General features: G+C 59.8%; 23 protein-coding genes. 13 read left to right on the top strand and 10 right to left on the bottom strand.

What is annotated here, in order from left to right; genetic code table 11:
- Positions 1–32: 32 nt before the first annotated feature.
- Positions 33–608: a Fe-S biogenesis protein NfuA gene (gene nfuA, locus F3J36_RS16350; protein WP_021507402.1), complete on the bottom strand. Its 576-nt coding sequence runs from the start codon at positions 606–608 to the stop codon at positions 33–35.
- A gap of 58 nt (positions 609–666) precedes the next feature.
- Positions 667–1,344 carry a DNA utilization protein GntX gene (gene gntX, locus F3J36_RS16345; protein WP_166720032.1) on the bottom strand — a complete coding sequence of 226 codons (678 nt, stop codon included), beginning with the start codon at positions 1,342–1,344 and terminating at the stop codon, positions 667–669.
- Positions 1,345–1,379: 35 nt separating this feature from the next.
- Here gntX and bioH point away from each other — a divergent pair, with 35 nt between their 5' ends.
- Positions 1,380–2,153 carry a pimeloyl-ACP methyl ester esterase BioH gene (gene bioH, locus F3J36_RS16340; protein ID WP_021507404.1) on the top strand — a complete coding sequence of 258 codons (774 nt, stop codon included), beginning with the start codon at positions 1,380–1,382 and terminating at the stop codon, positions 2,151–2,153.
- Here the strand turns inward: bioH and F3J36_RS16335 are convergent.
- Together F3J36_RS16335 and F3J36_RS16330 are read right to left on the bottom strand one after the other, a co-directional pair.
- Positions 2,134–3,822 carry an alpha-amylase family glycosyl hydrolase gene (locus tag F3J36_RS16335; protein WP_166720031.1) on the bottom strand — a complete coding sequence of 563 codons (1,689 nt, stop codon included), beginning with the start codon at positions 3,820–3,822 and terminating at the stop codon, positions 2,134–2,136. The genes bioH and F3J36_RS16335 overlap by 20 nt on opposite strands.
- Positions 3,823–3,918: 96 nt before the next feature.
- Positions 3,919–6,249 (bottom strand): Tex family protein, encoded by a 2,331-nt coding sequence (locus F3J36_RS16330; RefSeq protein ID WP_166720083.1) that lies wholly within the window; start codon positions 6,247–6,249, stop codon positions 3,919–3,921.
- A gap of 236 nt (positions 6,250–6,485) precedes the next feature.
- Between F3J36_RS16330 and F3J36_RS16325 the strand changes: the two genes are divergently transcribed.
- Positions 6,486–7,748: a hypothetical protein gene (locus F3J36_RS16325; protein ID WP_166720030.1), complete on the top strand. Its 1,263-nt coding sequence runs from the start codon at positions 6,486–6,488 to the stop codon at positions 7,746–7,748.
- A gap of 53 nt (positions 7,749–7,801) precedes the next feature.
- Positions 7,802–8,308, top strand: coding sequence for a transcription elongation factor GreB (greB, locus tag F3J36_RS16320; RefSeq protein WP_021507408.1), 507 nt, complete (start codon positions 7,802–7,804; stop codon positions 8,306–8,308).
- Positions 8,309–8,410: 102 nt separating this feature from the next.
- Here greB and yjbE read toward each other — a convergent pair whose 3' ends face one another.
- On the bottom strand, positions 8,411–8,653 hold the full coding sequence (yjbE, locus tag F3J36_RS16315) for an exopolysaccharide production protein YjbE (protein WP_021507409.1): 243 nt from the start codon (positions 8,651–8,653) through the stop codon (positions 8,411–8,413).
- A 510-nt stretch (positions 8,654–9,163) separates the two neighbouring features.
- Between yjbE and ompR the strand changes: the two genes are divergently transcribed.
- Positions 9,164–9,883 carry a two-component system response regulator OmpR gene (gene ompR, locus F3J36_RS16310; protein WP_001157751.1) on the top strand — a complete coding sequence of 240 codons (720 nt, stop codon included), beginning with the start codon at positions 9,164–9,166 and terminating at the stop codon, positions 9,881–9,883.
- Positions 9,880–11,238, top strand: a complete 1,359-nt coding sequence (gene envZ / locus F3J36_RS16305; protein WP_166720029.1) for a two-component system sensor histidine kinase EnvZ — start codon at positions 9,880–9,882, stop codon at positions 11,236–11,238. The genes ompR and envZ overlap by 4 nt, the downstream gene beginning before the upstream one ends.
- 133 nt (positions 11,239–11,371) lie before the next feature.
- Here the strand turns inward: envZ and pckA are convergent, their stop codons facing one another.
- From pckA to F3J36_RS16285, 4 genes are all read right to left on the bottom strand, one after another.
- Complete coding sequence (pckA, locus tag F3J36_RS16300; protein WP_166720028.1) at positions 11,372–12,991, bottom strand: phosphoenolpyruvate carboxykinase (ATP); 1,620 nt, start codon at positions 12,989–12,991, stop codon at positions 11,372–11,374.
- Positions 12,992–13,261: 270 nt separating this feature from the next.
- On the bottom strand, positions 13,262–14,134 hold the full coding sequence (gene hslO / locus F3J36_RS16295) for an Hsp33 family molecular chaperone HslO (RefSeq protein ID WP_021507412.1): 873 nt from the start codon (positions 14,132–14,134) through the stop codon (positions 13,262–13,264).
- Positions 14,135–14,159: 25 nt separating this feature from the next.
- Positions 14,160–14,561, bottom strand: a complete 402-nt coding sequence (gene hslR / locus F3J36_RS16290; protein ID WP_021507413.1) for a ribosome-associated heat shock protein Hsp15 — start codon at positions 14,559–14,561, stop codon at positions 14,160–14,162.
- Positions 14,562–14,800: 239 nt separating this feature from the next.
- Positions 14,801–16,942, bottom strand: coding sequence for an intracellular growth attenuator family protein (locus tag F3J36_RS16285; protein ID WP_021507414.1), 2,142 nt, complete (start codon positions 16,940–16,942; stop codon positions 14,801–14,803).
- A gap of 398 nt (positions 16,943–17,340) precedes the next feature.
- On the opposite strand from F3J36_RS16285, the gene nudE reads away from it, so the two are divergent.
- Positions 17,341–17,907: an ADP compounds hydrolase NudE gene (nudE, locus tag F3J36_RS16280; RefSeq protein ID WP_058780182.1), complete on the top strand. Its 567-nt coding sequence runs from the start codon at positions 17,341–17,343 to the stop codon at positions 17,905–17,907.
- An 82-nt stretch (positions 17,908–17,989) separates the two neighbouring features.
- Here nudE and mrcA read toward each other — a convergent pair whose 3' ends face one another.
- Positions 17,990–20,539, bottom strand: a complete 2,550-nt coding sequence (gene mrcA / locus F3J36_RS16275; protein WP_166720027.1) for a peptidoglycan glycosyltransferase/peptidoglycan DD-transpeptidase MrcA — start codon at positions 20,537–20,539, stop codon at positions 17,990–17,992.
- Between the two features lie 148 nt (positions 20,540–20,687).
- On the opposite strand from mrcA, the gene pilM reads away from it, so the two are divergent.
- The 7 genes from pilM to aroB all read left to right on the top strand — a co-directional run bounded on the left by pilM (position 20,688) and on the right by aroB (position 26,222).
- On the top strand, positions 20,688–21,497 hold the full coding sequence (gene pilM / locus F3J36_RS16270) for a type IV pilus biogenesis protein PilM (protein WP_166720026.1): 810 nt from the start codon (positions 20,688–20,690) through the stop codon (positions 21,495–21,497).
- Entirely contained in the window at positions 21,497–22,039 is a 543-nt protein-coding gene (locus tag F3J36_RS16265) for a PilN domain-containing protein (RefSeq protein WP_166720025.1), read from the top strand. The genes pilM and F3J36_RS16265 overlap by 1 nt, the downstream gene beginning before the upstream one ends.
- Positions 22,032–22,520, top strand: coding sequence for a hypothetical protein (locus F3J36_RS16260; RefSeq protein WP_166720024.1), 489 nt, complete (start codon positions 22,032–22,034; stop codon positions 22,518–22,520). Before F3J36_RS16265 ends, F3J36_RS16260 begins: the two co-directional genes overlap by 8 nt.
- Positions 22,510–22,890 (top strand): HofP DNA utilization family protein, encoded by a 381-nt coding sequence (locus F3J36_RS16255; protein WP_166720023.1) that lies wholly within the window; start codon positions 22,510–22,512, stop codon positions 22,888–22,890. Before F3J36_RS16260 ends, F3J36_RS16255 begins: the two co-directional genes overlap by 11 nt.
- Positions 22,832–24,091 carry a DNA uptake porin HofQ gene (gene hofQ / locus F3J36_RS16250; RefSeq protein ID WP_166720022.1) on the top strand — a complete coding sequence of 420 codons (1,260 nt, stop codon included), beginning with the start codon at positions 22,832–22,834 and terminating at the stop codon, positions 24,089–24,091. Before F3J36_RS16255 ends, hofQ begins: the two co-directional genes overlap by 59 nt.
- A 481-nt stretch (positions 24,092–24,572) precedes the next feature.
- On the top strand, positions 24,573–25,094 hold the full coding sequence (gene aroK, locus F3J36_RS16245) for a shikimate kinase AroK (RefSeq protein WP_010617392.1): 522 nt from the start codon (positions 24,573–24,575) through the stop codon (positions 25,092–25,094).
- A 39-nt stretch (positions 25,095–25,133) separates the two neighbouring features.
- Positions 25,134–26,222 carry a 3-dehydroquinate synthase gene (gene aroB, locus F3J36_RS16240; protein WP_058780177.1) on the top strand — a complete coding sequence of 363 codons (1,089 nt, stop codon included), beginning with the start codon at positions 25,134–25,136 and terminating at the stop codon, positions 26,220–26,222.
- Positions 26,223–26,236 lie beyond the last annotated feature (14 nt).

Below are 26,236 nucleotides of genomic sequence, written 5' to 3'. Positions count from 1 at the left end.
CGCGGCAGCCGGGGTGGCTGCCGCAGCTTCTATCAGTAGTAGGAGTGCTCGCCGCGCTGATGCTCGGTGAGATCGCGCACGCCTTTCAGTTCCGGGAAGGCGGCCAGCAGCTCTTTCTCGATGCCGTCTTTCAGCGTCACGTCAATCATCGAGCAACCGTTACAGCCGCCGCCGAACTGCAGAATGGCATAGCCCTCGTCGGTGATTTCCATCAGCGAGACGCGCCCGCCGTGGCTGGCCAGCTGCGGGTTGATCTGCGCCTGCAGCAGATACTCCACGCGCTCAACCATCGGTGCATCGTCCGACACTTTACGCATCTTGGCGTTCGGCGCTTTCAGCGTCAGCTGTGAACCGAGGTTATCGGTCACGAAGTCGATCTCCGCATCTTCGAGGTACGGCGCGCTCAGCTCATCGACATACGCAGACAGCTTGTCGAACTTCAGTTCGGTATCGGTGGCTTCGACCGCATCCGGCGGGCAGTAGGAGACGCCGCACTCGGCGGTTGGCGTACCCGGGTTAATAACGAATACGCGAATCTGGGTGCCATCTTCCTGTTTTGACAGCAGTTTTGCGAAGTGCTCTTGCGCAGTATCAGTAATACGGATCATGGCGATTGCTCAATAGTTGACTAAAATACCTGGTTATAATACGCCCAACGCCGACGCTCTACAAGGTACGGCACAGGCATCCTATGTGTACGCTGGCCGCGCCCTGCGCCAGTAATAAGCGGCTGATTTCCCCCACCGTGCTGCCGGTGGTCACCACATCATCGATAAGCAGGATGTGGCGTCCGCGCACCGCCATTTCAAGGCGAAACGCTCCACGCAGATTGCTTTTCCGGGCGCGGGCGCTGAGCGCATGCTGCACCGCGCCGTGACGCACCCGGCGCAGCCCTTCGCGGTATTCACAGCCAAGCCAGCGCGCCAGCGGTTTAGCCAGCAGCGCGGCCTGATTATAACCACGCTGCCACGCGCGGCGGTGATGCAGCGGCACGCTCAGCACCAGATCGATACGCGGCAACGGCTGCTGGCGGCGCTTTGTTAATAATTTTAACAAAAGCAGCCGCGCCAGCATCACCCTGAGTGCGGTTGCGCGCGAGAATTTGAGCTGCTGCACCCATTCGCTCAGCGGCGGCACATAATCACTCACACAAGTAAGCGCCTGCCACGGCGGCGGCCGGCGCAGGCAGCGTCCGCACGGCTGATCGCCGCTGGCCGGCAGTCCGCAGCAGGGGCAGAGCGCCGGCAGCGCCGGTAGCTGACGCAGACATACGCTGCACAGGCCGTGCCGGGCGATACGCAGCGGCAGACGGCATAGCCAACACAGGGCCGGGATTGCTAGCATAGCGACCTCCTTTTCACTTTTCGGGAGTGTAACCGATGAGTTCGCTTTACTGGCACACCACAGGCACAGGCGATCGCGATCTTGTGCTGCTGCACGGCTGGGGACTGAACGCCGAAGTGTGGCAACACATTGTTCCGCGACTCAGCCCGCATTTTCGTCTGCACCTGGTGGACCTGCCGGGATTTGGTCGCAGCCAGGGATTTGGGCCGCTGAGCCTGGCGCAGATGGCGCAGCAGCTATTACCGCAGTTGCCAGCGCGCGCCGTGCTGCTCGGCTGGTCGCTGGGCGGTTTAGTGGCCAGCCAGCTGGCGCTGAGCCAGCCCGATCGCGTGGCGGCATTGATTAGCGTGGCGTCGTCGCCGTGCTTTACCGCCCGGGATGAATGGCCCGGCATCCAGCCTGAGACGCTGGCGACGTTCCAGCAGCAGCTGAGCAGCGATTTCCAGCGCACCGTGGAGCGTTTTCTCGCGCTGCAAACTATGGGGACGGAAAATGCGCGTCAGGATGCGCGCCAGCTGAAAGAGGTAGTGCTGTCGCAGCCGATGCCGTCAGTGGCGGTACTGGAAGGGGGATTGAACATTCTGCGCCACGATGATTTGCGCAGCGCACTGGATGGGCTGACGCTGCCGTTCCTGCGTATCTATGGCGCGCTTGATGGCCTGGTGCCGCGCCGCATTGCGCCGCAGCTGGATGCGCGCTGGCCGCATTCGCAGTCGGTTGTCATCGCGAAGGCCGCGCACGCGCCGTTTATTTCGCACCCGGAGGCGTTCTGCCAGCAGGTGCAGCAGTTCATCCACGCAGCCACATAAACTGCCAGGCGGCCAGCACCAGCGGCTGGCTGCCATCCACGCGCTGCCCGCTGATCACATCCTGAAAAGGGCGCGCCTGCGGCAGCGCTGTGCTGATCTCGCGGCTGCTGAGATTGAACACACACAGTAACCCTTCGTCGCTGTCCGCGGCGTGACGGCGCAGCAGCAGCACCGCGTTGTCGCTCTCCAGCAGCGTCATTGGATTGTCCGGATGGAACGCCGGCTGCCGGGTGCGCAGCTGAATCAGCGCGCTAAGCCGCTCAAACACCTGCTGACGCAGCGGGTTGCCGCCGCTGATTTGCTGTTCGATATCGCGCAGGCTGTACTTCTCACGGTTGATGGCGCGGTTGTGCCCGGCAGCGCGCACGCCCTCGTTGTCATTGCGCGAGCCGAGAATACTTTGAATATAGATGGCGGGCACGCCGGGAAAGGCCAGCAGAATCGCGTGCGCCAGCAGGAAGCGACGCAGGCGCGTGTCGTCATCGTCGGTCTGGTGATTGAGCGCATCCAGATACGTTACGTTGATTTCATACGGGCTGGTGCTGCCGTCCGGGTTGTTTTTATAGGAGACCAGCGCGCCCTCCAGCGCCAGTTCACGCACCAGCGCCACAATCTCGACTTCCGACAAAATGCCGCGTGCCGGATTGAGGCCAATGCCGTCGTGCGAGGCGAGAAAATTGAAGAAGGTGGTGCCGCCATCACCGGGCTCAAGCGTGCTGGCCCACTGGCGCAGCGCGCGCGCCGAGCCGGAGTGAATGGCGTGCAGCACCAGCGGTGGCAGCGAAAACTGGTAAACCATCTGCGCTTCGTCGTGGCCGTTGCCGAAATAGCTGATGTTATCCTGATGCGGCACGTTGGTTTCGGTCACGATCACCGTACCTGGCGCGACTTCGTTGGCGATGGCGCGAAACAGCTTCACCAGCTGATGGGTTTTGGTCAGATGGATACAGCGTGTGCCCGGCGTTTTCCACATGTAGCCCACCGCGTCCAGCCGCACGTAATCCGCGCCTTTGTTGAGATAATCCAGCAGCACGCCCACCATGCGGATCAGCACCTGCGGATTGGCGAAGTTGAGATCGATTTGGTCGGCGCTGAAGGTGGTCCAGATAAAGTGCGTGTCGCCGTTAGCGAGGGTAAACGGCGTCAGCAGCGGTGAGGTGCGCGGGCGCGTCACGGCGCTAAGATCGGTGGCAGGCGGCATGCTGATAAAGAAGTCGTCCCAGCCGGCATCCTGCGCCAGAAAGTGGCGAAACCATGCGCTGTGCGCCGACATGTGGTTACAGACGAAATCGAACATCAGCCGGGTTTCGCTGTGCAGCGCCGTGATGTGCCGCCAGTCACCGCAGATCGGATTTACCTGGTGATAATCGATAACCGAGAAGCCATCGTCGGATGAATAGGGGAAAAATGGCAGCAGATGCACCAGGCTGAAGGTGGACTGCAGATGCTGCTGATAAAAGCGCGTAAAGCTGGCGAGCGTGGGCTGCTCGGGTTCGCGGAACTGGTCGGCGTAACTGATCAGCACCACATCTTTTTCATCCCAGTGCGCTTTACGCGGCAGTTTTACCGTGTCGCGCGCCGCGCGGATGTGCGAAAGCAGGCGCTCGCGCGCCGCGACGGGGAAGCTACCTTCATAAATCTCATCGAGCAGGAAGTTGATAATGTCCATCGGATCGCCGGGTTACGCGGAAGGTCATTTTTTCACACGGTTTTTTCAGCGTAGTCCGCCAGGACAATTTATCAACCTCCTGTACTCGCGCGCCGCTTAGCGTTTCTTCCCAAACGCGGCCGCCAGCGCATCGCCCATCGCACTGTTACCGACGCTGCTGCTGGCAGGTTTGCCGCGGCCTTTGGCACCGGCGGCCGGCCGCGCGGCCTCTTTGCCTGCGCCGCGGTTGCCGCCGCTGCGCGCGTTGCTTTCACCCGGCTGCTCATCCAGACGCATGGTCAATGCGATACGCTTACGCTGCAGATCGACTTCCATCACCTTCACTTTGACGATATCGCCGGCTTTCACCACCTGATGCGGATCGTCTACGAATTTGTCCGACAGCGAAGAGATGTGCACCAGGCCGTCCTGATGCACGCCGATATCGACGAACGCGCCGAAGTTGGTCACGTTGGTCACCGCACCTTCCAGCACCATGCCCGGCAGCAGGTCGTTGAGCGTCTCCACGCCTTCGGCAAACTGCGCGGTTTTGAACTCCGGACGCGGATCGCGGCCCGGTTTCTCCAGCTCTTTGATGATATCGGTGACGGTCGGCAGCCCGAAACGCTCATCGGTGAAGTCGCGCGCATTCAGGTCGCGCAGGCTACCCGGATTGCCCATCAGTTCATTCAGCGCCTGTTCCGTGGCGGCGAGAATGCGCTCCACCAGCGGGTAGGCCTCCGGATGCACCGTTGAGGCATCCAGCGGATTATCGCCGTGGTTGATGCGCAGGAAGCCGGCGCACTGTTCAAAGGCTTTCGGCCCAAGGCGGCTCACCTTCAGCAGCTGCTGGCGGTTCTGGAAACGGCCGTTTTCGTCACGCCAGCTGACAATGTTCTGCGCCATCATGCGCGTCAGGCCGGCGACGCGCGTCAGCAGCGCCACCGAAGCGGTATTCAGATCGACGCCCACGGCGTTCACACAATCTTCCACCACCGCATCGAGTTTTTTCGCCAGCTGGCTCTGGCTGACATCGTGCTGATACTGGCCAACGCCAATCGATTTCGGGTCAATTTTGACCAGCTCTGCCAGCGGATCCTGCAGACGACGGGCGATAGACACCGCACCGCGCAGCGAAACGTCGAGATCGGGGAACTCCTGCGCCGCCAGTTCGGAAGCGGAATAGACCGATGCTCCGGCCTCACTGACAATCACTTTTTGCGCTTTGATTTGCGGGAACTGCTTCTGTACGTCGAGGAAGAAACGCTCGGTTTCACGTGAAGCGGTGCCGTTGCCGATCGCCACCAGTTCAACCTGATGTTTCGCGCACAGTGCCGCCACCGAGGTTGCGGCTTTGGCCGCCTGGCCGGTATGCGGATAGATGGTATCGGTCGCGACCAGCTTGCCGGTGGCATCGACCACCGCCACTTTGACCCCGGTGCGCAGGCCAGGATCGAGACCCATGGTGGCGCGCATGCCGGCGGGAGCCGCCATCAGCAGATCGTGCAGATTACGGGCAAACACGTTGATCGCTTCGTCTTCCGCCCGTTCGCGGATGGTGCCCATCAGTTCGGTTTCGAGGTGCAGCAGGACCTTGATGCGCCAGGTCCAGCTGACCACGGCTTTGCGCCAGCTGTCGGCCGGTGCGTTGTTCAGGCGCAGGCCAAGGTGGTCGGCGATCAGCGTTTCACCGTAGCTTTCGCGCGGCGCTTCATCAAACTGCGGATCGGCGTTGAGCGACAGCTGTAAAATGCCTTCGTTACGGCCACGGAACATGGCCAGCGCGCGGTGCGACGGCACGCTGCTCAGCGCTTCGTGATGATCGAAGTAGTCGCGGAATTTAGCGCCTTCTTCCTCTTTGCCTTCCACCACGCGCGCAACCAGATGGGCGTTCTTCCACAGGTATTCACGCACTTTCGCCAGCAGCGTGGCGTCTTCGGCGAAGCGCTCCATCAGGATATAGCGTGCGCCATCCAGTGCGGCACGCACATCGGCGACGCCTTTGTCCGCGTCGACATAACGCGCTGCCAGCTGCTCGGGATCCTGAGATGCATCGTTCCACAGCGTCTCAGCCAGCGGTTCCAGCCCGGCTTCGATAGCGATCTGCCCGCGCGTGCGGCGCTTCTGCTTATAAGGCAGATAGAGATCTTCCAGCTCGGTTTTGTTCAGCGTGCCGTTGATGGCAGTGGCTAATTCCGGCGTCAGTTTGCCCTGGTCATCAATGGATTTCAGAATCGACTGGCGGCGTTCCTCCAGCTCACGCAGATAGCCGAGACGGCTCTCCAGCGTACGCAGCTGGGTATCATCCAGCCCGCCGGTCACTTCCTTACGGTAACGTGCGATAAACGGCACGGTGTTCCCTTCATCCAGCAAGCGAATGGCGGCGTCAACCTGGTCGGCGCGTGCCTTCAGCTCACCTGCGATAATCTGGCTCAGCGAATCTTTCATCATCAGTAACGGTCTTGCTTACACAGGGTTAGAAATAGGGGACAGTTATACGGACTGAGGCCGCAAATTGCCAGCCGCTGACCGGTGAATCCGTCTTTTTCTGAATGCAGCGCGCAACTCAGAGAAACTTAGCCACCTATGTGTTAAACCCCAGCGCAATGGCGTGCCGGTTGCTGCCAGGCTCGCCCCGCCTCTGCCCTATAATCCGCGGCAAACCACGGAAGGAGGGTGAAGCAATGATCAAATTACTGCTGCTGCTGGCCGGACGCGAGCTGCTGGTGCGTTATCGTCTGCTGATTTATGGCCTGGCGCTGTGCGGCGTCCTGCTGGCAGGCATGATCGTGGCGGACGTGCTGGTCGATGGGCATATCAATCTGTCGCTACAGGTGCTGGCGCTCTTACTGTCGCTGTCGCTGCTGTTTAACCTGCTGAGCGGCGAGGTGTCGCTGCAGCGCTGGCTCAATTTGCTGTTTTCCCTGATTTTTGTCGGTACGCTGCTGGCCGGCGCGCTGTGGCACGGTGACGAAAGGCAGCTGAAGAAACTGCTGCTGACGGTGATGGAAATCTGCCTGTTGTTTAACGGCCTGTTTCGCTGCCTGAGCGCGGCGCTGATTCAGCGCCAGCGCTGGGTGCGACATTTTATGCTGGGCTGCGGCGAGATGGTGCTGAGCGTGGTGCTGTTTTTCAATGACAACCTGCATACCTGCCTGTTGCTGGGCAGCTGGCTGGTACTGTTGCTGCTGTCGTTCAGCCTGACGGTATGGCGCGTCTGGCGCCAGTGGCAGCGCCTGCCGGCGGGTCAGTCCGTTACGCTGCTGCCGTGGTTTTGTCGCGGCCATCATCATATCGCGCGGCTCCGGCCGTGGCAGCAGGCCCGCTTTCCGCCGGTCGCCGCGGCATTTCCTCTCTGTGTCCACGTCTGGCAGGCGCAGTCTGAAGCCAGTCAACAGCCGAAGCGCTATGTGATTGACCGTTACATCGGCGTGATTAACGGTGAAGGGCACTTTTGTACCGGCCACGCGGCACTGAGCTTTGGCGAGCGCGGCTACATCAGCCTTTATCCGCAGCAGGAGATCGATCCGCAACCGCACGAGCTGCCGCGTCTGCTGCTGGCCGGACAGATTAACGATCGCCCCGGCCGTTTTCTCCCCTCGCTGGCGGCAGAGATTGCCGACTGGCGCAGCCCGGATTTAACCTTCAGTTTTCAGCACTACAATGGGCAGGCGCTCGCCAGCTACTGGCAGGCCAACCGTGGTGACAGCCTGTATAATCTGACGGCAAAAAACTGTTCGACCACCGTGGTGGATGCGCTGGACGTGGCGTTTGAAGGCTATTACGGTCAGCGGCTGCAGCAGGTGTTTGCGCTGCTGCTGCAGCCGGCATTCTGGGGCGCCTGCGTGCTGCGCGAACGGGCAGAAATCATGACCTGGACGCCCGGCCTGGTCGCCGATTATGTGCGCCTGATGAAAAAGACGCTGGGTGCCTGTCCGGGCAGGTAAGGCTTTGTGATAGCCTCTGTGCAGTGAACAGGGCTGTAACCACGAGTGAAGCGATGAAAACCCAACTGATTACCCGCGAAGGCTATAACAAGCTGCGTGCTGAGCACGACCATCTGTGGAATGAGAAGCGGCCGGAAATCACCCGCATTGTCTCCTGGGCTGCCAGCCTGGGGGATCGCTCTGAAAACGCCGATTACACCTATAACAAGCGCCTGCTGCGCCAGATCGATCGGCGCGTGCGCTATCTGCGTAAATGCCTCGCCGAGCTGAAAATTGTTGATTATGCGCCGCAGCAGGAGGGCAAAGTGTTCTTCGGTGCCTGGGTGGAAGTAGAGAATGAGCAGGGCGACGTGAAGCGTTTTCGCATCGTCGGACCGGACGAGATCTATGGCGATACGGTGAAAGAGTACATCTCCATCGACTCGCCGATGGCGCGCGCGCTGATCAAAAAAGAGGTGGATGACGAGGTGACGGTAAACACGCCGGAAGGACAGAAGGTATGGTTTGTGAACCGCATTGAGTACGTCACGGAAAGTGAGGAAAAAAGAGGCGGAGAGTAATGGCCTGGTGAAACAAGCCGGGGCGCAACTTATTCTCCGCTGGCGAAAGGGCTGGCAGTATAAGAGGGGGAAGCGCCGCAGCCTTGCCGCGCCAGATAAGCGTTATTTGCCCGGCGTGGTCGCCGTGGTCGTTGAGGTGCTGCTGCCGCCGTGATCGCCGCCGCCCATGGTGGCCAGCGCGACGCCGAGCAGGGCACCCACCGCACCGATGCCGATAGCATCGGAATTACCTTTGGCCGTGGTCGACGCCTGCGCGCCGGCGGCTTCGCCCGCTGGCGTAGCGGCCTGAACCTGTGTGAGGCTGGTGAGTACCAGAGCGCTCAGCAGAACAACGGTTTTTTTCATCTTTCTTCTCCACATGAACTCAGTAAGCAGGTACCGATGCAGTTTCGGAGATCATTTGCGCAGAGGAAAGGGGAGTTTACTGACTGATTTAAATCACTTTATTTAACACTGGCCTTATTTTGCGCGCGCACTAGCACTGTTCCGAGCGCGGAGACGCAGTCAGCGGCGAAAACGCGATATTTTATGCTGCTGAGCGCGGCCGCTGGCTTATCAAGCAGGCGAAACTTAAGCCAAATGGCGCGCCCCGCCTGATGGCGGAAGCGGGACGGCCCGGCTGGACCACTCGCCGGCAGAAAACGCCGCTGATTTTCAGACAAGCGCTAAACGGCGTCAAAATCAGTCAGAAAAGCGCGAGCGGAGCCGCAGTTCGCGGTTAAAATTAAAGATAAGCTGCTGTTTAATATGCTTTGTAACAATTTCGGCTAGAATATAAACCATTAATGACTGTCACAGACAGGCATCTTTTTTACACAATATCGGCTCAGGCAATGGCGCCTTTGGGAGTTGAACATGCAAGAGAACTACAAAATTCTGGTCGTCGATGATGATATGCGTCTGCGCGCACTGCTCGAACGCTATCTCACCGAACAGGGCTTTCAGGTGCGCAGCGTCGCCAACGCCGAGCAGATGGATCGTCTGCTGACCCGCGAATCATTCCATTTAATGGTGCTCGATTTAATGCTGCCGGGCGAAGATGGCCTGTCAATTTGCCGTCGTCTGCGTAGCCAGAGTAACCCGATGCCGATCATTATGGTCACCGCGAAAGGTGAAGAGGTCGATCGTATCGTGGGGCTGGAAATCGGCGCCGATGACTACATTCCAAAACCGTTCAACCCGCGTGAGCTGCTGGCGCGAATTCGTGCCGTGCTGCGTCGTCAGGCCAATGAGCTGCCGGGCGCGCCGTCGCAGGAAGAAGCGGTCATCGCCTTCGGTAAGTTCAAACTGAACCTCGGCACGCGCGAAATGTTCCGTGAAGATGAGCCGATGCCGCTGACCAGCGGAGAGTTTGCCGTGCTGAAAGCGCTGGTGAGCCATCCGCGTGAGCCGCTGTCGCGCGATAAGCTGATGAACCTGGCGCGCGGGCGTGAGTACAGTGCGATGGAGCGTTCTATCGACGTGCAGATCTCTCGTCTGCGCCGCATGGTCGAAGAAGATCCGGCGCATCCGCGCTACATCCAGACCGTCTGGGGCCTTGGCTACGTGTTCGTTCCGGACGGCAGTAAAGCATGAGGCGATTGCGCTTCTCACCCCGCAGTTCGTTTGCCCGCACCTTGTTGTTGATCGTTACCTTGCTGTTCGTCAGCCTGGTAACGACCTACCTGGTGGTGCTCAATTTCGCCATTCTTCCCAGCCTGCAGCAGTTCAACAAAGTCCTCGCCTACGAAGTGCGTATGCTGATGACCGATCGGCTGCAGCTGGAGGATGGTACGCAGCTGGAAGTGCCGCCGGCCTTCCGGCGCGAAATTTATCGTGAGCTGGGCATCTCGTTGTACACCAACGCGGCGGCGGAAGAGAGCGGGCTGCGCTGGGCGCAGCATTATGAATTCCTCAGTGAACAGATGGCGCAGCAGCTGGGCGGGCCGACCGACGTGCGGGTTGAGGTTAACAAAAACTCGCCGGTGGTCTGGCTGAAAACCTGGCTGTCGCCGGATATCTGGGTGCGCGTACCGCTGACCGAAATCCATCAGGGCGACTTCTCGCCGCTGTTCCGCTATACCCTGGCGATTATGCTGCTGGCGATTGGCGGCGCCTGGCTGTTTATCCGTATACAAAACCGACCCTTAGTCGATCTCGAACACGCTGCGTTGCAGGTGGGGAAAGGCATTATTCCGCCACCGCTGCGCGAATACGGTGCTTCGGAAGTGCGTTCGGTGACGCGCGCCTTCAACCAGATGGCGGCGGGCGTGAAGCAGCTGGCCGATGACCGTACGCTGCTGATGGCCGGCGTCAGCCATGATCTACGCACGCCACTGACGCGCATCCGTCTCGCCACCGAGATGATGAGCGAGGAAGATGGCTACCTGGCCGAGTCGATCAACAAAGATATCGAAGAGTGCAACGCCATCATCGAGCAGTTCATCGATTACCTGCGCACCGGGCAGGAGATGCAAACCGAGCGCGCCGATCTGAATAGCGTGCTGGGCGAAGTGGTGGCGGCGGAGAGCGGCTACGAGCGCGAGATTGAGAATGCGGTGATGGACGCGGAGCTGATGCTGGATATTAACCCGCTGTCGATTAAACGCGCGGTGGCGAATCTGGTGGTTAACGCGGCGCGCTACGGGAACGGCTGGATCAAGGTCAGCAGCGGTCAGGAATTGAATCGCGCGTGGTTCCAGGTGGAGGATGATGGTCCGGGCATTAAGCCGGATCAGTTACAGCATCTGTTCCAGCCGTTTGTGCGTGGCGACAGCGCGCGCAGCACCAGCGGCACCGGTCTGGGCCTGGCGATTGTGCAGCGTATTATCGATGCGCATGACGGATCGCTGGAGATTGGCGACAGTGAACGCGGCGGATTACGTATCCGTGCGTGGTTACCGATTCCGGAAAATAGCGCCACGACGGCAGTTAGCAGTAACGTTAGTTAAATTTCCGCACCAACCGTCGCGGCGCAATCTATTGCGCATCCATCAGCGATATTGCCGCTGCAGGCATGCGCAATAGATTGCGCCGCGACGAAATGTGCCTTAGCTAAGCCGCCGTTGTGGCGGCTGGGCTACTTCACAGCTGCGGGCCGGCCTGCACCAGCGCTTTGCCGGCATCGTTGTCGGTGTACTTCTCGAAATTGGTGATAAAGCGCTGCGCCAGCGCTTCGGCAGCCTGCTGCCAGGCGGCGGCGTCAGACCAGCTGCGGCGCGGATCGAGAATGGCATCGTCCACCTGTGCCAGCGTGGTGGGCACCTGCAGATTAAACACCGGCAGCGTCACGGTCTCCGCTTCATCCAGCTCACCGGCCAGAATCGCGTTGATGATAGCGCGTGTGTCTTTCAGCGAAATGCGCTTGCCGCTGCCATTCCAGCCGGTATTCACCAGATAGGCCTGCGCGCCGGACGCCTGCATACGTTTCACCAGCACATCCGAGTACTGCGTTGGATGCAGCGTCAGGAACGCCGCGCCAAAACAGGCGGAGAAGGTTGGAGTGGGCTGCGTCACACCGCGCTCGGTGCCGGCCAGCTTGGCGGTAAAGCCGGACAGGAAGTGGTACTGGGTTTGCTCCGGCGTCAGACGCGAAACCGGTGGCAGTACGCCAAAGGCATCGGCGGTCAGGAAGATGACCTTCTTCGCGTGGCCGGCTTTCGACACCGGCTGCACGATGTTTTCGATGTGCTCGATCGGGTAAGACACGCGGGTGTTTTCCGTCTTGCTGGCGTCGGCGTAATCGACCGTGCCGTCGGCGCGCACCATCACGTTCTCCAGCAGCGCATCGCGGCGAATCGCGCGGTAAATCTCCGGCTCGGCCTGCTCTGACAGATTGATGGTTTTGGCGTAGCAGCCGCCTTCGAAGTTAAAGACGCCGTCGTCGTCCCAGCCGTGCTCATCGTCGCCGATCAGCTGACGATCCGGATCGGTAGAGAGCGTGGTTTTACCGGTACCGGACAGGCCAAAGAACACCGCCACGTCGCCCGCTTTGCCGACGTTGGCCGAGCAGTGCATCGAGGCGATACCCTTCAGCGGCAGCAGATAGTTCATGATAGCGAACAGGCCTTTTTTCATCTCGCCGCCGTACCAGGTGCCGCCGATCAGCTGCATGCGTTCGGTCAGGTTAAAGGCGACAAAATTCTCTGAATGCAGCCCCTGCGCCTGCCAGTCCGGATTGGTGCACTGCGCCGCGTTCATCACCACGAAATCCGGCGTAAACTCAGCCAGTTCGGCTTCAGTCGGACGGATAAACATGTTTTTGACGAAATGCGCCTGCCACGCCACTTCCATCACGAAACGTACGCTGAGGCGGGTGTCCGGGTTGGCGCCGCAGAAGGCGTCAATCACAAACAGACGCTTGCCGGAAAGCTGTTGCGTGCAGCGATCTTTCAGCGCCTGCCAGGTTTCCTGTGACAGCGGCTGGTTGTCGTTCTTGCCGTTGCCAACGTCGTTCCACCACAGCGTGTCACGCGTGGTGTCATCCCGCACGATGTATTTATCTTTCGGCGAACGTCCGGTGAAGATGCCGGTATCCACGGCAATGGCACCGCTCTGCGTCAGGGTGCCGCGCGCGTAACCTTCCAGCTCCGGGCGGGTTTCTTCCTGAAATAACGTGGCGTAATCAGGGTTGTACACCACCTCGGTGGTGCCGCTAATTCCGAGCGTTTCGAGGTCTTGCGATGTCAGGCCGTTAACGCGCATGTGACTGCTCCTTAAATCGGTACTTCATGGCATTTTTTATGAGGGTTTCTGCGTCCTGCTGCGCATAGCCGCACAGGGCAGATCGCGCGCAGTGTACACGTCTGAGCGAGGTGGAAAAGTGAAGAGAGTTAAAAATGCGAGCTGGAACGTGACAAGTAGAGAAATCTGCCACTTATGAAACTAAAGTTAGCGTAAATTAGTTAATTTCCGTGAAAAATCATAGCGCTACGCCGGCGAAAAATACGGGCGGCGTCACCGCCCGTTTGCTGATTAATGCAGTTGATCGCTATTGCCGGAGGGAGCGTTACGAATAGCAGCAATATCCACTGCATCGTACACATAGTGCGTGCCGCAATAGTCGCAGTGCATATCAATTTTGCCGTCTTCGACCAGAATCTCATCCACTTCCTCTGGCGGCAGCGTTTTCAGCACTTCACCGCAGCGTTCGCGCGAGCAGGTGCATTTGAAACTGACCGGCGCCGGATCGTAAACCGTGGCTTCTTCCTGATGATAGAGACGCCACAGTACGTCAGTAGCGGGCAGCTCAATCAGCTCTTCGCTCTTCACGGTTTCGGTTAACGTGGCCAGATGGTTGAAGTCATCCAGGTTGGGCTCCTGCGCGGGCAGCACCTGCAGCAGAATACCGGCTGCGCCTTTCTCGCTGGTGCGAATGAACAGGCGGGTTGGCAGCTGCTCGGAACGCATGAAGTAATCTTCCAGACAGCCCGCCAGCGTATCGGCTTCCAGGCCGACCACGCCCTGATAGCGCTCGCCTTTCTCAGGCGAAATGGTGATCACCAGATAGCCGTTACCCACCATCTGCTTCAGGCTGCTGCCGGCGGCAATCTCCGCATCCTCTTTCAGCCGCGCCACGCCGCGCAGCTCCTGGCGGTTATTTCCGTTGATCACCGCCATGCTCAGCGGGCCATCGCCCTGCAGCTGCACGGTGATGTCGCCGTCAAATTTCAGCGTAGCGGTGAGCAGGCTGGTGGCAACCAGCAGTTCGCCCAGCAGCGTTTTGACCGGCTCGGCGTAGTCGTGGTTCTGCACGATGTCGCGCCAGGTTTGAGATGCGTTGACCAGCTCGCCGCGCACGGCGACGTTTTCAAACAGGTAGCGATGCAGTTGATCTTGAACAGACATAAGGTTTCTCTCGTGGGGGCGCGAGTTATTCATCGCCCGACAATTTAAATTTCAGCAGATCGCGGCGCTCTTTTTTATCCGGGCGGCGATCGGGATGCGGCATGGTCAGGGCATTCATTTTGCGCGCCAGCGCGTTCTTTTCGCGCTTTTCGATGCTGGCGGCCGTCTCCGCGTACATCTGCTGCGCTTCGCTGGCCGGACGCCGCTGGTCGCCGATGGCGGTGATAATCACCGTGCGCTCATCGTTGCCCTGACGCAGCGTCAGCTCGGCCTGCAGTTCGACCACTTTGCCCGGTTTGCTGCGCTGGCCGTTGTAATGCACTTTGCCGCCTTCAATCATGTCGCGAGCCAGCGCGCGGGTTTTATAGAAGCGCGCGGCCCACAGCCATTTATCAAGGCGGACGCCTTCACTGGTTTTCTCTTTCATTGCGGCTCCTGCTGTTACGCTGCGTCGCGCCGTGTGGCGATCGGTCGCACACGGTCGCATGACGCCGGAAAAATGGATCGGGCCGGTGCCGGATACCCAAAGGTATGGGTACAACGTGATAAATCAAGGGCGAGGTGCCGTTGCGGGCTGCCGATCCATCGCCAATCCCTTAAGCGTAATCGGCATTTTGTTTTCCGCCCTGAAAAACAGGGCGACAGGGTAGCACAGAAGGCGGAGGGTCAGAACAGCGAGCGCACGCTCTGCATAGTGCTGAGGTTGTGGTTAAAGCACTTGTCGTAATACTGCTGAATCTGCGCCATACGCAGGCGGTTGCGGTGGATGCGGCGCAGCGCCAGCAGGCCGTTGCTGACGGCGCTGACAATCAGCACCAGCATTAGCAGCGCGGTGCCCAGATAGCGCCACTGCGCCATGGCGTCGGGCTCGTTGTGCAGGGCGATGTGGCGCGTGCCGTTGGCATCGGTGGTAATGCTGGTAATGATACCGCTGGCGGCAAACGGTGTGTGCAGCAGCATGCCGGACAGGCGCTGCAGTTCGTGCCATTGTGAAGGGGCGTCGAGATCGAACAGCGCTACCGACGGCTGCGGCTGGTTCACCATCTGCCGGCCTTCATCGCTAATGATCAGGAATCCGCCCGGCGGCGGGCTGTTCAGGGTTTCCGCCGCGCGACGCGTCTCCCGCGAGAAGAAGGTCGAGGTGGCGGTGTTCACCAGATTCTCCAGCGCTTCGGCGCTAACCGGGCGCAGCAGCACGTTCATGCCGTTGAGCTTGCCGGAATCCGCACGGTGAATCAGCGTATCCCAGTCTTTGGCGTTACCGAGGTTAACCAGCGCATTTTTCAGGCGCACGCAGTCCTGCTGCTGGCTGCACAGCTGCTGGGTTTTCAACACCAGATCGGAGAAATCATCCAGCAGGATCATGCCTGATTTCTGAATCGCCGACGCCAGCTGCGGGTTAAGTTTCGGGTCGGTGTTGGTTTCCGGATGCAGCTGCTGCGTGGTGGTCTCCAGCAGCGCGGCGGCTTTGTCGATGATGTCGGACTGCGGCAGCGGCAGCGGCGCAGCGTTGTTCCAGTAAATCGCCGAGCAGTCGAACGGCATGTAGCCGTAGCTGCGGTTGCTCTGGTAATTGCCCGGAACCGAGCACATGCCGGTGCCGCTCACTTTCAGGCTATCGCCAATGTGCAGCGGCAGGGCAGTGAGTTTATCGACGCTGTTCACTTCCACACTTTCGGTGCCTTTCAGCCAGGCGAGGCTGAGTTTGATCGGCATGCTGAGCGGAATCCAGCTCACCAGCATCACCAGCACCAGCAGCGAACCGCACGCCAGCACCAGGTTTTTACGCCAGCGCTGTACCGGGAAGTTGCGGACTTCATCCTGCAGCGACAGGAAGCGCCCCTGGCGTACCACCTGACGATTCAGGTAGATGTCCACATCCGTCACCTGGCCCAGGTCGTGCGCCACATAAGGCTGCCAGTGTGCCGGATAGATTAAGTCGATGATACCGAGCGAAATGTTGCTCTGCTCCTGATTGGATTCGCCAAACAGGCCCCAGCGCTTCGGTGCGCCGCGCAGACAGTGCACATCGCGCAGCCCTTTTTCTCCGGGGAATCGGTACATAAACCACAGGCTGACAGCGACGATCGCGCCAGCGGGCAGCGCAATCCACAGCATCAGGCTGCCGGGCAGCACCAGGCTGAGGAAAAACAGCAGGAAGGCGCAGCAAATGGCGCTTGCTTCACGTGTGCCGTCGGCGCGCGACAGCTGATACTCTTCCGGCGACTCTTTGCGCACCTGCAGCAGCTCGACGTTTTCGCTCTCCTCTTTACGAATCGAAGCGTTGGTCGACATCGGCCGCACCAGCGGCGGCAGCGCCGGTTGTTCCACCGCATAGTTCACCAGCGAGTGGCCGTTGAGCGAGATCACCAGCGGCAGGGTCTGGGTGCGGATCAGCTCGACGTAGTTTTCTTCAGCGATGTACTGCTCCCACAGCGGCGGCAGATGCACCTCGACTTCATCCAGGTAGTAGCGCCATTTGTGGGGATCGTCAGTGGAGAGGCCGTAACGGGTGATGGAGCGGGTAACGGGATAAACATTATTGCTCTGTGCGGTCAGCGCCAGCGCTTCGGGTTCCCGTGACGATCGGGTCGATCGCCCGCTGCTGTGCTGACGCGCTTTACCCAGCGACGCAATATACTTCTCAACGGCAGCGCGTTCTTCATCGGTGAGTTTACGGCAGGGCGGACTGATAAACGGCAGTGGTTTCGCCAACGGCGGACGATGCCGCATAGCGTACCAGTAGCCGATTCCGGCCACTAACGAACAGGCCAGCATGACAGCCAGAATGACGATAAGAGTGCTCATGCTTTGCTCAATCCAGCCAAAAAACTGCCGTCACGTTTACGATGTGCTCCCGGTAAAACCTGCAATACGAGTCAATTTTGGCGAGCAGAAGTCATTCTGACAAGAGGCAAATGAAACAAAATACCGCGCAAAATCATTGTATTATAAATTTGTTAGATTATTCCTTAACGGGATGGTACTCACAAGCCCCTCAATTAAACATCGGTATTATCCGAATTTGCTGCTACCCCGTTGACTTATTGTGAAAATCTTACTGTGCAGATAACAAGAAGTTGTTAGCGGCAGCGGACAAATGTATGTCACCATGATTGACCCGCGCTGCGTGTCGCACAATGCCGCGGGCTTCGGTATGCTGACGTCATCGCGTTTCACAAGGCTGTGCTAAGTTTGAGGCTGATATGACCACTCCCCTGAAAAAACCTGACATCCTCAACGTGGAAGCGGTGGCCCGCTCCCGCCTGTTTACCATCGAAGCGGTTGATCTCGCCTTCAGCAACGGTGCGCGTCGCGTCTATGAGCGCATGAAGCCCTCCGATCGTGAAGCGGTGATGATTGTGCCGATCATTGGCGATGACGTGATCCTGATCCAGGAGTACGCCGTCGGACTGGAAACCTATGAGCTGGGCTTCCCGAAAGGTTTAATCGATCCTGGTGAAAGCGTTTTTGAAGCCGCCAACCGTGAGCTGAAAGAAGAAGTGGGCTTTGGCGCGCATCAGCTGGAAGCGCTGGGCAAACTCACCATGGCGCCGTCCTATTTCTCCAGCAAGATGAATATCGTGGTAGCTGAAGGGTTGTACGAAGAGAAGCTGGAAGGGGATGAGCCGGAGCCGCTGATTGTACGCCGCTGGCCGCTCAGCAATCTGCTGGCGCTGCTGGAAGAGCCGGATTTTCGCGAGGCGCGTAACGTCAGCGCGCTGTTCATGGTGCGTGAGTGGCTGGTGAAGCAGGGGCGGTTGAGTTATTGAGGACACCTGGCGGCGCAATAAAAGGCGCGGACAGTCGCACGGGGTAAAAACAAAAAGCCGGGGATTTTCCCGGCTTTTTTGATCAAAACAGTTCGTGGCTTTCACCGTTGTCCATGATGGTGGTGCCCACATCATGCACCGAATACTCGGTCGGCTGGGTGCCGTTGATGAAGTACTCCTGACGGGTGTTGCCGCCACCGTTGGCCAGCTTGCCGGTGCTGCGGTCAATGGTCACCGTCACCACGCCGTCCGGCGGTGTCAGCGGCTGCACCGGCACACCATCCAGCGACACTTTCATGTAATCATCCCATGCCGGCTGCGCACTCTTCGCGCCGCCTTCGTAGCCGGAGATCTGATCCGGAATTGCACCCGATACCGTGGTGCGACCCAGCGCGCGCGAATCATCAAAGCCAATCCACACCGACGTCACCACGCCCGGACCATAACCGGAGAACCAGGCGTCTTTGGAACTGTTAGTGGTACCGGTTTTGCCGCCGATATCGTTGCGCTTCAGATCGCGACCGGCACGCCAGCCGGTTCCCATCCAGCCCGGTTCACCGAAGATGTTAGAGTTCAGCGCGCTCTTGATCAGGAACGCCAGCGGCGTGTTGATCACGTGCGGCGCATACTGCTGATCGCCGGCCGGCTGCGGCTGAGCCGGTACCTGTTCGAGCTCGGGCTGCGGCACGGTCTGATTCTGCTGCTGATTCGAGGTGGCGACGTTTTCCACGCTCTCTTCATTCAGCGCCACCGACTTTTTGGTGTCGCCATAGATCACCGGCAGATTGCACTGCGGGCAGGCGATCTTCGGCTGCGCCTGGAAAATCACGCCGCCCTGTTCGTTCTCAATCTTGGCGATGAAGTAAGGATCGACCAGGAAGCCGCCGTTGGCCATCACCGCATAGCCGCGCGCCACCTGCATTGGCGTGAAGGATGCGGCGCCCAGTGCCAGCGACTCGGTATGGATAATGTTCTGCGCCGGGAAGCCAAAGCGCTGCAGATACTCAGCGGCGTAATCAACGCCCATGGCACGCATCGCGCGCACCATCACCACGTTTTTCGACTCACCCAGCCCCTGGCGTAAACGAATCGGACCCGCATAAGTCGGCGGCGAGTTCTTTGGTCGCCAGTCTGCGCCGGCACCGGCATCCCAGCGTGAAATCGGCACGTCGTTGAGGATGGAGGCCAGCGTCAGGCCGCGGTCCATGGCGGCGGTATACAGGAACGGCTTGATGTTCGAGCCGACCTGACGCAGCGCCTGGGTGGCGCGGTTGAACATACTCTGGTTGAAGTCAAAACCGCCCACCAGCGCGCGTACCGCACCGTCTTCCGGATTAAGCGACACCAGCGCCGAGTTCACCAGCGGCACCTGTCCCAGCCACCATGCATCCCCGACTTTACGTACCCAAATCTGCTGGCCAGCCTGCAGCACCTGAGTGACGCTGCGCGGCGTCGGGCCCTGCAGGGTGTCGGATTTATACGGACGCGCCCAGCGCACGCCGGCTAAGGTCAGCGAAACGCTGCTGCCATCTTTCAGCATGGCGGTGGCTTCGTCGGCGCTGGCGCTGGTGACCACGGCGGCGTTCAGCGGACCGTAGACCGGCAGATCTTTCAGCGCGTTGACGATGCGGGTGTGATCCCAGCTGGCTTCGCCCACTTTCCACAGCACGTTGGTCGGGCCGCGGTAGCCGTGACGCATATCGTAGGCCATCACGTTGTTGCGCACCGCCTGCTGTGCGGCTTCCTGCAGATGACGGGTCACGGTGGTATACACTTTGTAGCCATCATCGTAGGCGCTGTCGCCGTAGCGTTTCACCATCTCCTGACGCACCAGCTCGGTGAGATACGGTGCAGAGAAGGCAATTTCCGGGCCGTGATAGCTGGCGGTTAGCGGCGTGTTGCGCGCGTCGTTATACTGCTGCTGCGTGATGTAGTTCTGATCCAGCATGCGAGCCAGCACCACATTACGGCGCGCCAGCGCACGGGCATGTGAATAGAGCGGGTTAAAGGTCGACGGCGCTTTCGGCAGGCCGGCGATCATCGCCATCTCACTCAGCGACAGCTGATCGACCGGTTTACCGAAGTAAACCTGCGCCGCCGCACCGACGCCGTAAGCGCGATAGCCGAGATAGATTTTATTCAGATACAGCTCAAGGATTTCATCCTTACTCAGCAACTGCTCGATGCGAATCGCCAGGAAGGCTTCCTTGATTTTACGCATCAGCGTGCGTTCAGGGCTGAGGAAGAAGTTACGCGCCAGCTGCTGCGTAATGGTACTGGCGCCCTGCGAGGCGTGGCCGGAGACCAGCGCGATGCTGGCGGCGCGGAAAATCCCCACCGGATCGACGCCGTGATGCTCATAAAAGCGGCTGTCTTCGGTGGCGATAAACGCTTTGATTAGCTCAGGCGGCATCTGTTGCAGGGTGAGCGGGATACGGCGCTTTTCACCGTACTGGGCGATCAGCTCGCCATCCGCGCTGTAAACCTGCATCGGGGTTTGCAGGCGCACATCTTTCAATGTGTTCACATCAGGCAGCTGCGGCTCTATGTATTTGTACAAACCATAAACCGTGCCGGCTCCCAGCAAAATGCAACACACTGCAAGGATCAATAAATACTTTACGAACTTCACCTGAGAATTCCCATCTGTTGGCGTTTGGGCAGTTTATAAACAATCGCGCGGTAGTATAAAGGCAAGCCTGACGCTTTGATATACCCGTCATTCTTCATGCAATGCGGGTAATCATCCTTTTTCCTGTAACGATAAGGAGATCGCGCGCATGGCTTTTCAGCGCTGGCAAATTGGACTGGACATCCAGAACGGGCAACTCTGCGCCCTTGGCATTGAACGACGCCGTCACGGATGGCAGCTGCGACACTGGCAGCAGCAGCCGCTGCCGCACGATACGTTACGCAACGGCGTGTTGCAAACCTCGCCAGTGTTACAGGAGATGTTGGTGCGCTGGCAGCGTCATTTACCCAGGCGCTACTCACTGCGCGTTGGCCTGCCGCCGCAGCTGGTGCTGCAGCGTACGCTGCCGTTGCCAGAGACCTCATTACGCGAGCCGGCGCTCAGCCGCTACGTTAACGCGTCTGCATCACGCCTGTTCCCGGTCGAAGCCGCCTCGCTGTCGCTGGATTACCGGCTGGGCGGCAGCGCCAGCCAGCTGCACGTCACCGCCGCGCGCCGCGATGTCATCGCCCAGTGGCTGGCGCCGCTGCAGCAGGCCGGACTGCGCCCCGACGTGTTTGAGCTGAGCAGTCTGGCACTGACGCAGATCGCCATGCGCGTTCCGCTGCGCCCGCATCAGCTGCTGATCCATCCGCTCTGCGACCACTGGCTGTGGACGCTGGCCGGCGAAAATAGCGCCTGCGGCGCGGGGACCGAACCCCTGACGCTCGCCCATCTGCGTGACACCTTTCCCCAGGCACAAACGGTGTTCTGCACCTCACCGCAGGCGTTGCCGGAGGCGGAAGTGCAGCGCTGCAAGCCGCTGGCGCTGCTGCACTATCTGCAACCGCCACTACCGGCAGAGGCGGGCGCGCTGGCGATTGCGCTAGGCCTGGCGCTGCGTCCGGAGGATTACTGATGCTGGCGGTCAATTTGCTCCCGTGGCGGGCACAGCAGTTGCTGCTACGCCGCCAGCACAGTGTGGCGTTGCTGGTTGTCGTGCTGCTGGTAACGCTGTTACTCACGCTGCTGCTGTGGTGGCGCGCTGAACAGCGGCTCCAGCAGGCAGCCCGGCAGCAGGCCGCTATGACCATTCAGCTCCAGCAGATACAGCAGCGGCTGGCGCAACAGCAAACGCTGATGGCGCAGCGGGATGATCTGTTACGCAGGCAGCAGGCGCAGCAACAGCGGCTGCTGCAGCATCAACGCTGGCAGCAGTTCTGGCAGCAACTGCCCGCGCTGATGCCGGAGACGCTGTGGCTGAGTCGTGTGGAGCGGCGACAGGGGCGACTGGTGCTGGACGGTCTGGCGCAGAGCCTGGCTGATGTCAGCGCGTTCCGCCAGCAACTGCAGACGCAGCCGCTGTTTGCGGCGGTGAAGCAGGGCAGCGTACAGCGTCAGGCGCAGGGAGATTACCGCTTCGCGCTGCGTGCCCGGCTGCAGGAGGCGACCGATGAATGAACTCATCCAGCGCTGGTTGCAGTTGGCACTGACGTGGCGAATAGCCAGCCTGCAACTTCTGACGCTGCTGCTACTCGGGCTGGCGTGGCTACTGCTGCTGCGTCCGCAACAGCAGCAATTCAGCACGCTGCAACAGCAGCTGTCACAACTGGCGCAGCAGCACCAGCAACGTCAGCAGCAGCTGGACGCGCGACCGGCCATCGAACAGCTTCAGGCGGAGATCGCAACGTTGCAGCCAGCGGCAACGGCAGCATCCGTATCGTTAGAGCAACTGGTGGCAGCGCGCGGCAATCAGCTCGAGGCCTGGCATCCGGACAGTCAGCCACAGCAGCTGGCGCTGCGCCTGAGCTGGCCGCAGTTTCTGCCGCTGTTCAGCGGGCTGGCTGCGACGGCGTTAGCGGTGCCACAGCGTTTTCAGCTGCAGGCGGATCAGGGCGTGTTACACAGCGAGTTCTGGCTGGAGAGTGACGATGCGGAGTAGCGCACTGGTGTTACTGCTGTGCAGCAGCTGGGCGCTGGCGCGCGATCCGTTCCAGCCGCAGGCTGCCAGCCAGTGTCAGGCGCCCGCTGCCGTACCGCAGGGCTGGCGATTACAGGGCATCATTGGTCGCGCGCCGCACTTTGTGGCCTGGCTGGTTTCACCGCAGGGCAAACGTCAGCGGCTGAGCGCACCGGCTGCTTTTCCGCTGGCACCGTGGCAGGTGACCCAGCTCAGCGCACATACGCTGGTACTGAGCGCCACGCAGAGCTGTCCGCCGCAGCACATCACATGGGTAATAAAAGGAGGATTTTATGAAAAGGATGACGCTGCTGCTGTGGCTGGCGCTGAGCAGTCCGCTGCACGCCGCTGATCAGCCCCTGAGCCTGGTATTTGATGATGCGCCGGTCGAGCGTATTCTGCAGGCGCTGGCTGACTATCAGCAAACTAATCTGCTGATCGCGCCGGGCGTGGAGGGGCGGCTGTCGCTGCGACTCGATGACGTCGGCTGGGAGCGCGCACTGGCGCTGGTCACGCGGCTGGCGAAACTCACCGTGATCCAGGAGGAGGGCGTGCTGCTGGTCTATCCGGAGAGCTGGCAGCAGCGACAGGCACAGCAGGCACAGGCGGAGCGTGAAGATAAGCAGCTGCAGGCGCCGCTTGAGCAGCGCACCGTCACGCTGCACTACGCCAGCGCCAGCGATGTTTACCGCAGCCTGCAGGCGGAACGCTCGCTGATGACGCCGCGCGGCAGCGTGACGGTGGATAGCCGTACCAACAGCCTGTTGCTGCGGGACAGCGCGCAGGCGCTGCGCGACACCGAGCGCTGGCTGCAGGCGCTGGATCTGCCGCTGGAGCAGGTGGAGCTGTCAGCGCACATTGTTACCATCAATGAAGAGCATCTGCGCGAGCTCGGCGTCAGCTGGAGCACCGCACCCGGTGATGTGGTCACCGGGGCGCTGCGCAATCCGCAGCTGCTGGTGCCGCTGGCGGTGAGCAATCCGGCGATACGCGCCGGCGTCACGCTCGGACCGATGAGCGGCGAACTGCTTAACCTGGAGCTGAGCGCGCTGGAGCAGGAGAACCAGATTGAAATCATCGCCAGCCCGCGGCTGTTTACCTCGCACCAGCAGACCGCCACCATTAAGCAGGGCACCGAAATTCCCTATGAGGTGAAATCCGGTAACAGCGGCGCGACGGCGATTGAGTTCAAAGAGGCGGTGCTGGGCATGGAGGTGACGCCAGTAGTATTGGGCAACGGGCGTATTCAGCTCACGCTGCGGCTGAGCCAGAACATGCCGGGTCGCAGCCTGACGATGGGGGAAAGCCAGGTGCTGAGCATCGATAAGCAGGAAATCGCCACTCAGGTGACGCTGCGCGACGGTGAAACGCTGGCGCTGGGCGGTATTTTCCAGCAGCAGCGCACCCAGGGCGAAAAGCGCGTGCCGTGGCTGGGCGAGGTGCCGCTGCTCGGCAGTCTGTTTCGTCAGCAGACCGACGAGCGCAAAAAACGTGAGCTGGTGATCTTCATCACGCCGCGACTGGTCAGGGAAGCAGCGCTTACCGCCGGATAAAGCGGAAAATTCGCTCCATATGACCAACTGCGTTGACGCAGGGCAGGAATTAGCATACAAGGTTTAGCGATTTTAAAACGGTGTAACGGAACGCGGCAGGATAACCTTCCGGCGGGTGTCAGTGACAAGCGATACTGACATCGAAAGAAATATGCCCGAATTTTGGGTGGTACAGGACGTCAGCAACGGCACCTATTCCACAGTTTACGCAGGTAAGCTGTCGGGAGCGACAGGCCCAGCCAGCGCACCTGTAGCGCGCACAAGGATGGCAAAAAAGGAAGAGCGTTACCGTCTCGCGAACCACAGACCGGTCCTGTTTGAAGGTCGCCGGGGGCAATTTATTCGGTTGCCAAACGGCCATGAGTGTTGAGATAATTTTCCGTCTGACTCTTGCTAACGCTCATGAGGTCTCAGTTCCTGTCCCGCCAGCAATGTGCTGAACGCGGGGTATCATCAACGAATTCTTAGTAATACCGACAAAATGGCAGAGAAACGCAATATCTTTCTGGTTGGGCCGATGGGTGCCGGCAAAAGCACTATTGGTCGTCAGTTAGCTCAGCAACTCAATATGGAATTTTTCGATTCCGATCAGGAAATTGAGCGACGTACCGGAGCGGATGTAGGCTGGGTATTTGATGTGGAAGGCGAAGCCGGTTTTCGCGATCGTGAAGAGAAAATCATCAACGAGCTGACCGAGAAACAGGGCATTGTCCTGGCGACCGGTGGCGGCTCCGTCAAATCCCGTGAAACCCGTAATCGTCTCTCCGCCCGCGGTGTGGTCGTCTACCTCGAAACCACCATCGAAAAGCAGCTTGCCCGCACTCAGCGTGATAAAAAGCGTCCGCTGCTGCAGGTTGACGAACCGCCGCGCGAAGTACTGGAAGCGCTGGCTGGCGAACGTAATCCGCTTTATGAAGAGATCGCTGACGTCACCATTCGCACTGACGATCAAAGTGCAAAAGTTGTCGCCAATCAGATCATCAACATGCTGGAAAAAAATTAATCCAGCACCCTGAGGGCTCAGCAATAGGTATCGGTCATCATGGAGAAGATCACTGTCTCACTGGGGGATCGCAGTTACCCCATCACCATCGCTGCCGGACTGTTTAACGATCCGGCTTCTTTTTGGCCGCTGAAAGCCGGCGACAATGCCATGCTGGTGACGAATCAGACGCTGGCACCGATCTATCTGGACAAACTCGCGACGCTGCTGAGCAACGCCGGGGTGAAAGTGGATCAGGTGATTCTGCCCGACGGTGAGCAGTACAAAACGCTGGCGGTGATGGACGAGGTTTTCACCGCGCTACTGCAGAAGCCGCACGGCCGTGACACCACGCTGATTGCGCTGGGCGGTGGCGTGATTGGCGATCTGACCGGTTTTGCGGCCGCCAGCTACCAGCGCGGCGTACGCTTTATTCAGGTGCCGACCACCTTGCTGTCGCAGGTTGACTCCTCGGTCGGGGGCAAAACTGCGGTGAACCATCCCCTCGGTAAAAACATGATCGGTGCTTTCTACCAGCCGGCTTCGGTGGTGGTCGATACCGACTGCCTCACTACGCTGCCGCCGCGCGAGCTGGCCTCCGGTCTGGCGGAAGTGATCAAATACGGCATCATTCTCGACGGTGAATTTTTCCAGTGGCTGGAGCAGAATCTTGATGCGCTGCTGGCGCTGGATAACACCGCCATGGCTTACTGCATTCGCCGCTGCTGCGAGCTGAAAGCCGACGTGGTGGCGGCCGATGAGCGTGAAACCGGCCTGCGAGCGCTGCTCAATCTCGGTCATACCTTTGGTCATGCGATTGAAGCGCATATGGGTTACGGCAACTGGTTGCACGGTGAAGCGGTTGCGGCGGGCATGGTGATGGCGGCGCGCACCGCTGAGCGTCTGGGTCAGTTCAGCGCTGCCGATACTGACCGCATTATTGCGCTGCTGCAGCGTGCTGGCCTGCCGGTTAACGGCCCGGCCAGCATGACGGCAGAAGCCTATCTGCCGCACATGATGCGCGATAAAAAAGTGCTCGGCGGCGAGCTGCGTCTGGTGCTGCCTCTCGCTATTGGCCGCTCCGAAGTGCGTGGCGGCGTGGCGCATGATATGGTGCTGGCTGCGATTAACGATTGCAAAGTATCTTGATTATCCCCGGACTA

The organism is Pantoea sp. Cy-640 (assembly GCF_011752635.1).
GTDB classification, from domain to species: domain Bacteria; phylum Pseudomonadota; class Gammaproteobacteria; order Enterobacterales; family Enterobacteriaceae; genus Pantoea; species Pantoea dispersa.
This window is presented reverse-complemented; position numbering and strand designations above follow the sequence as displayed.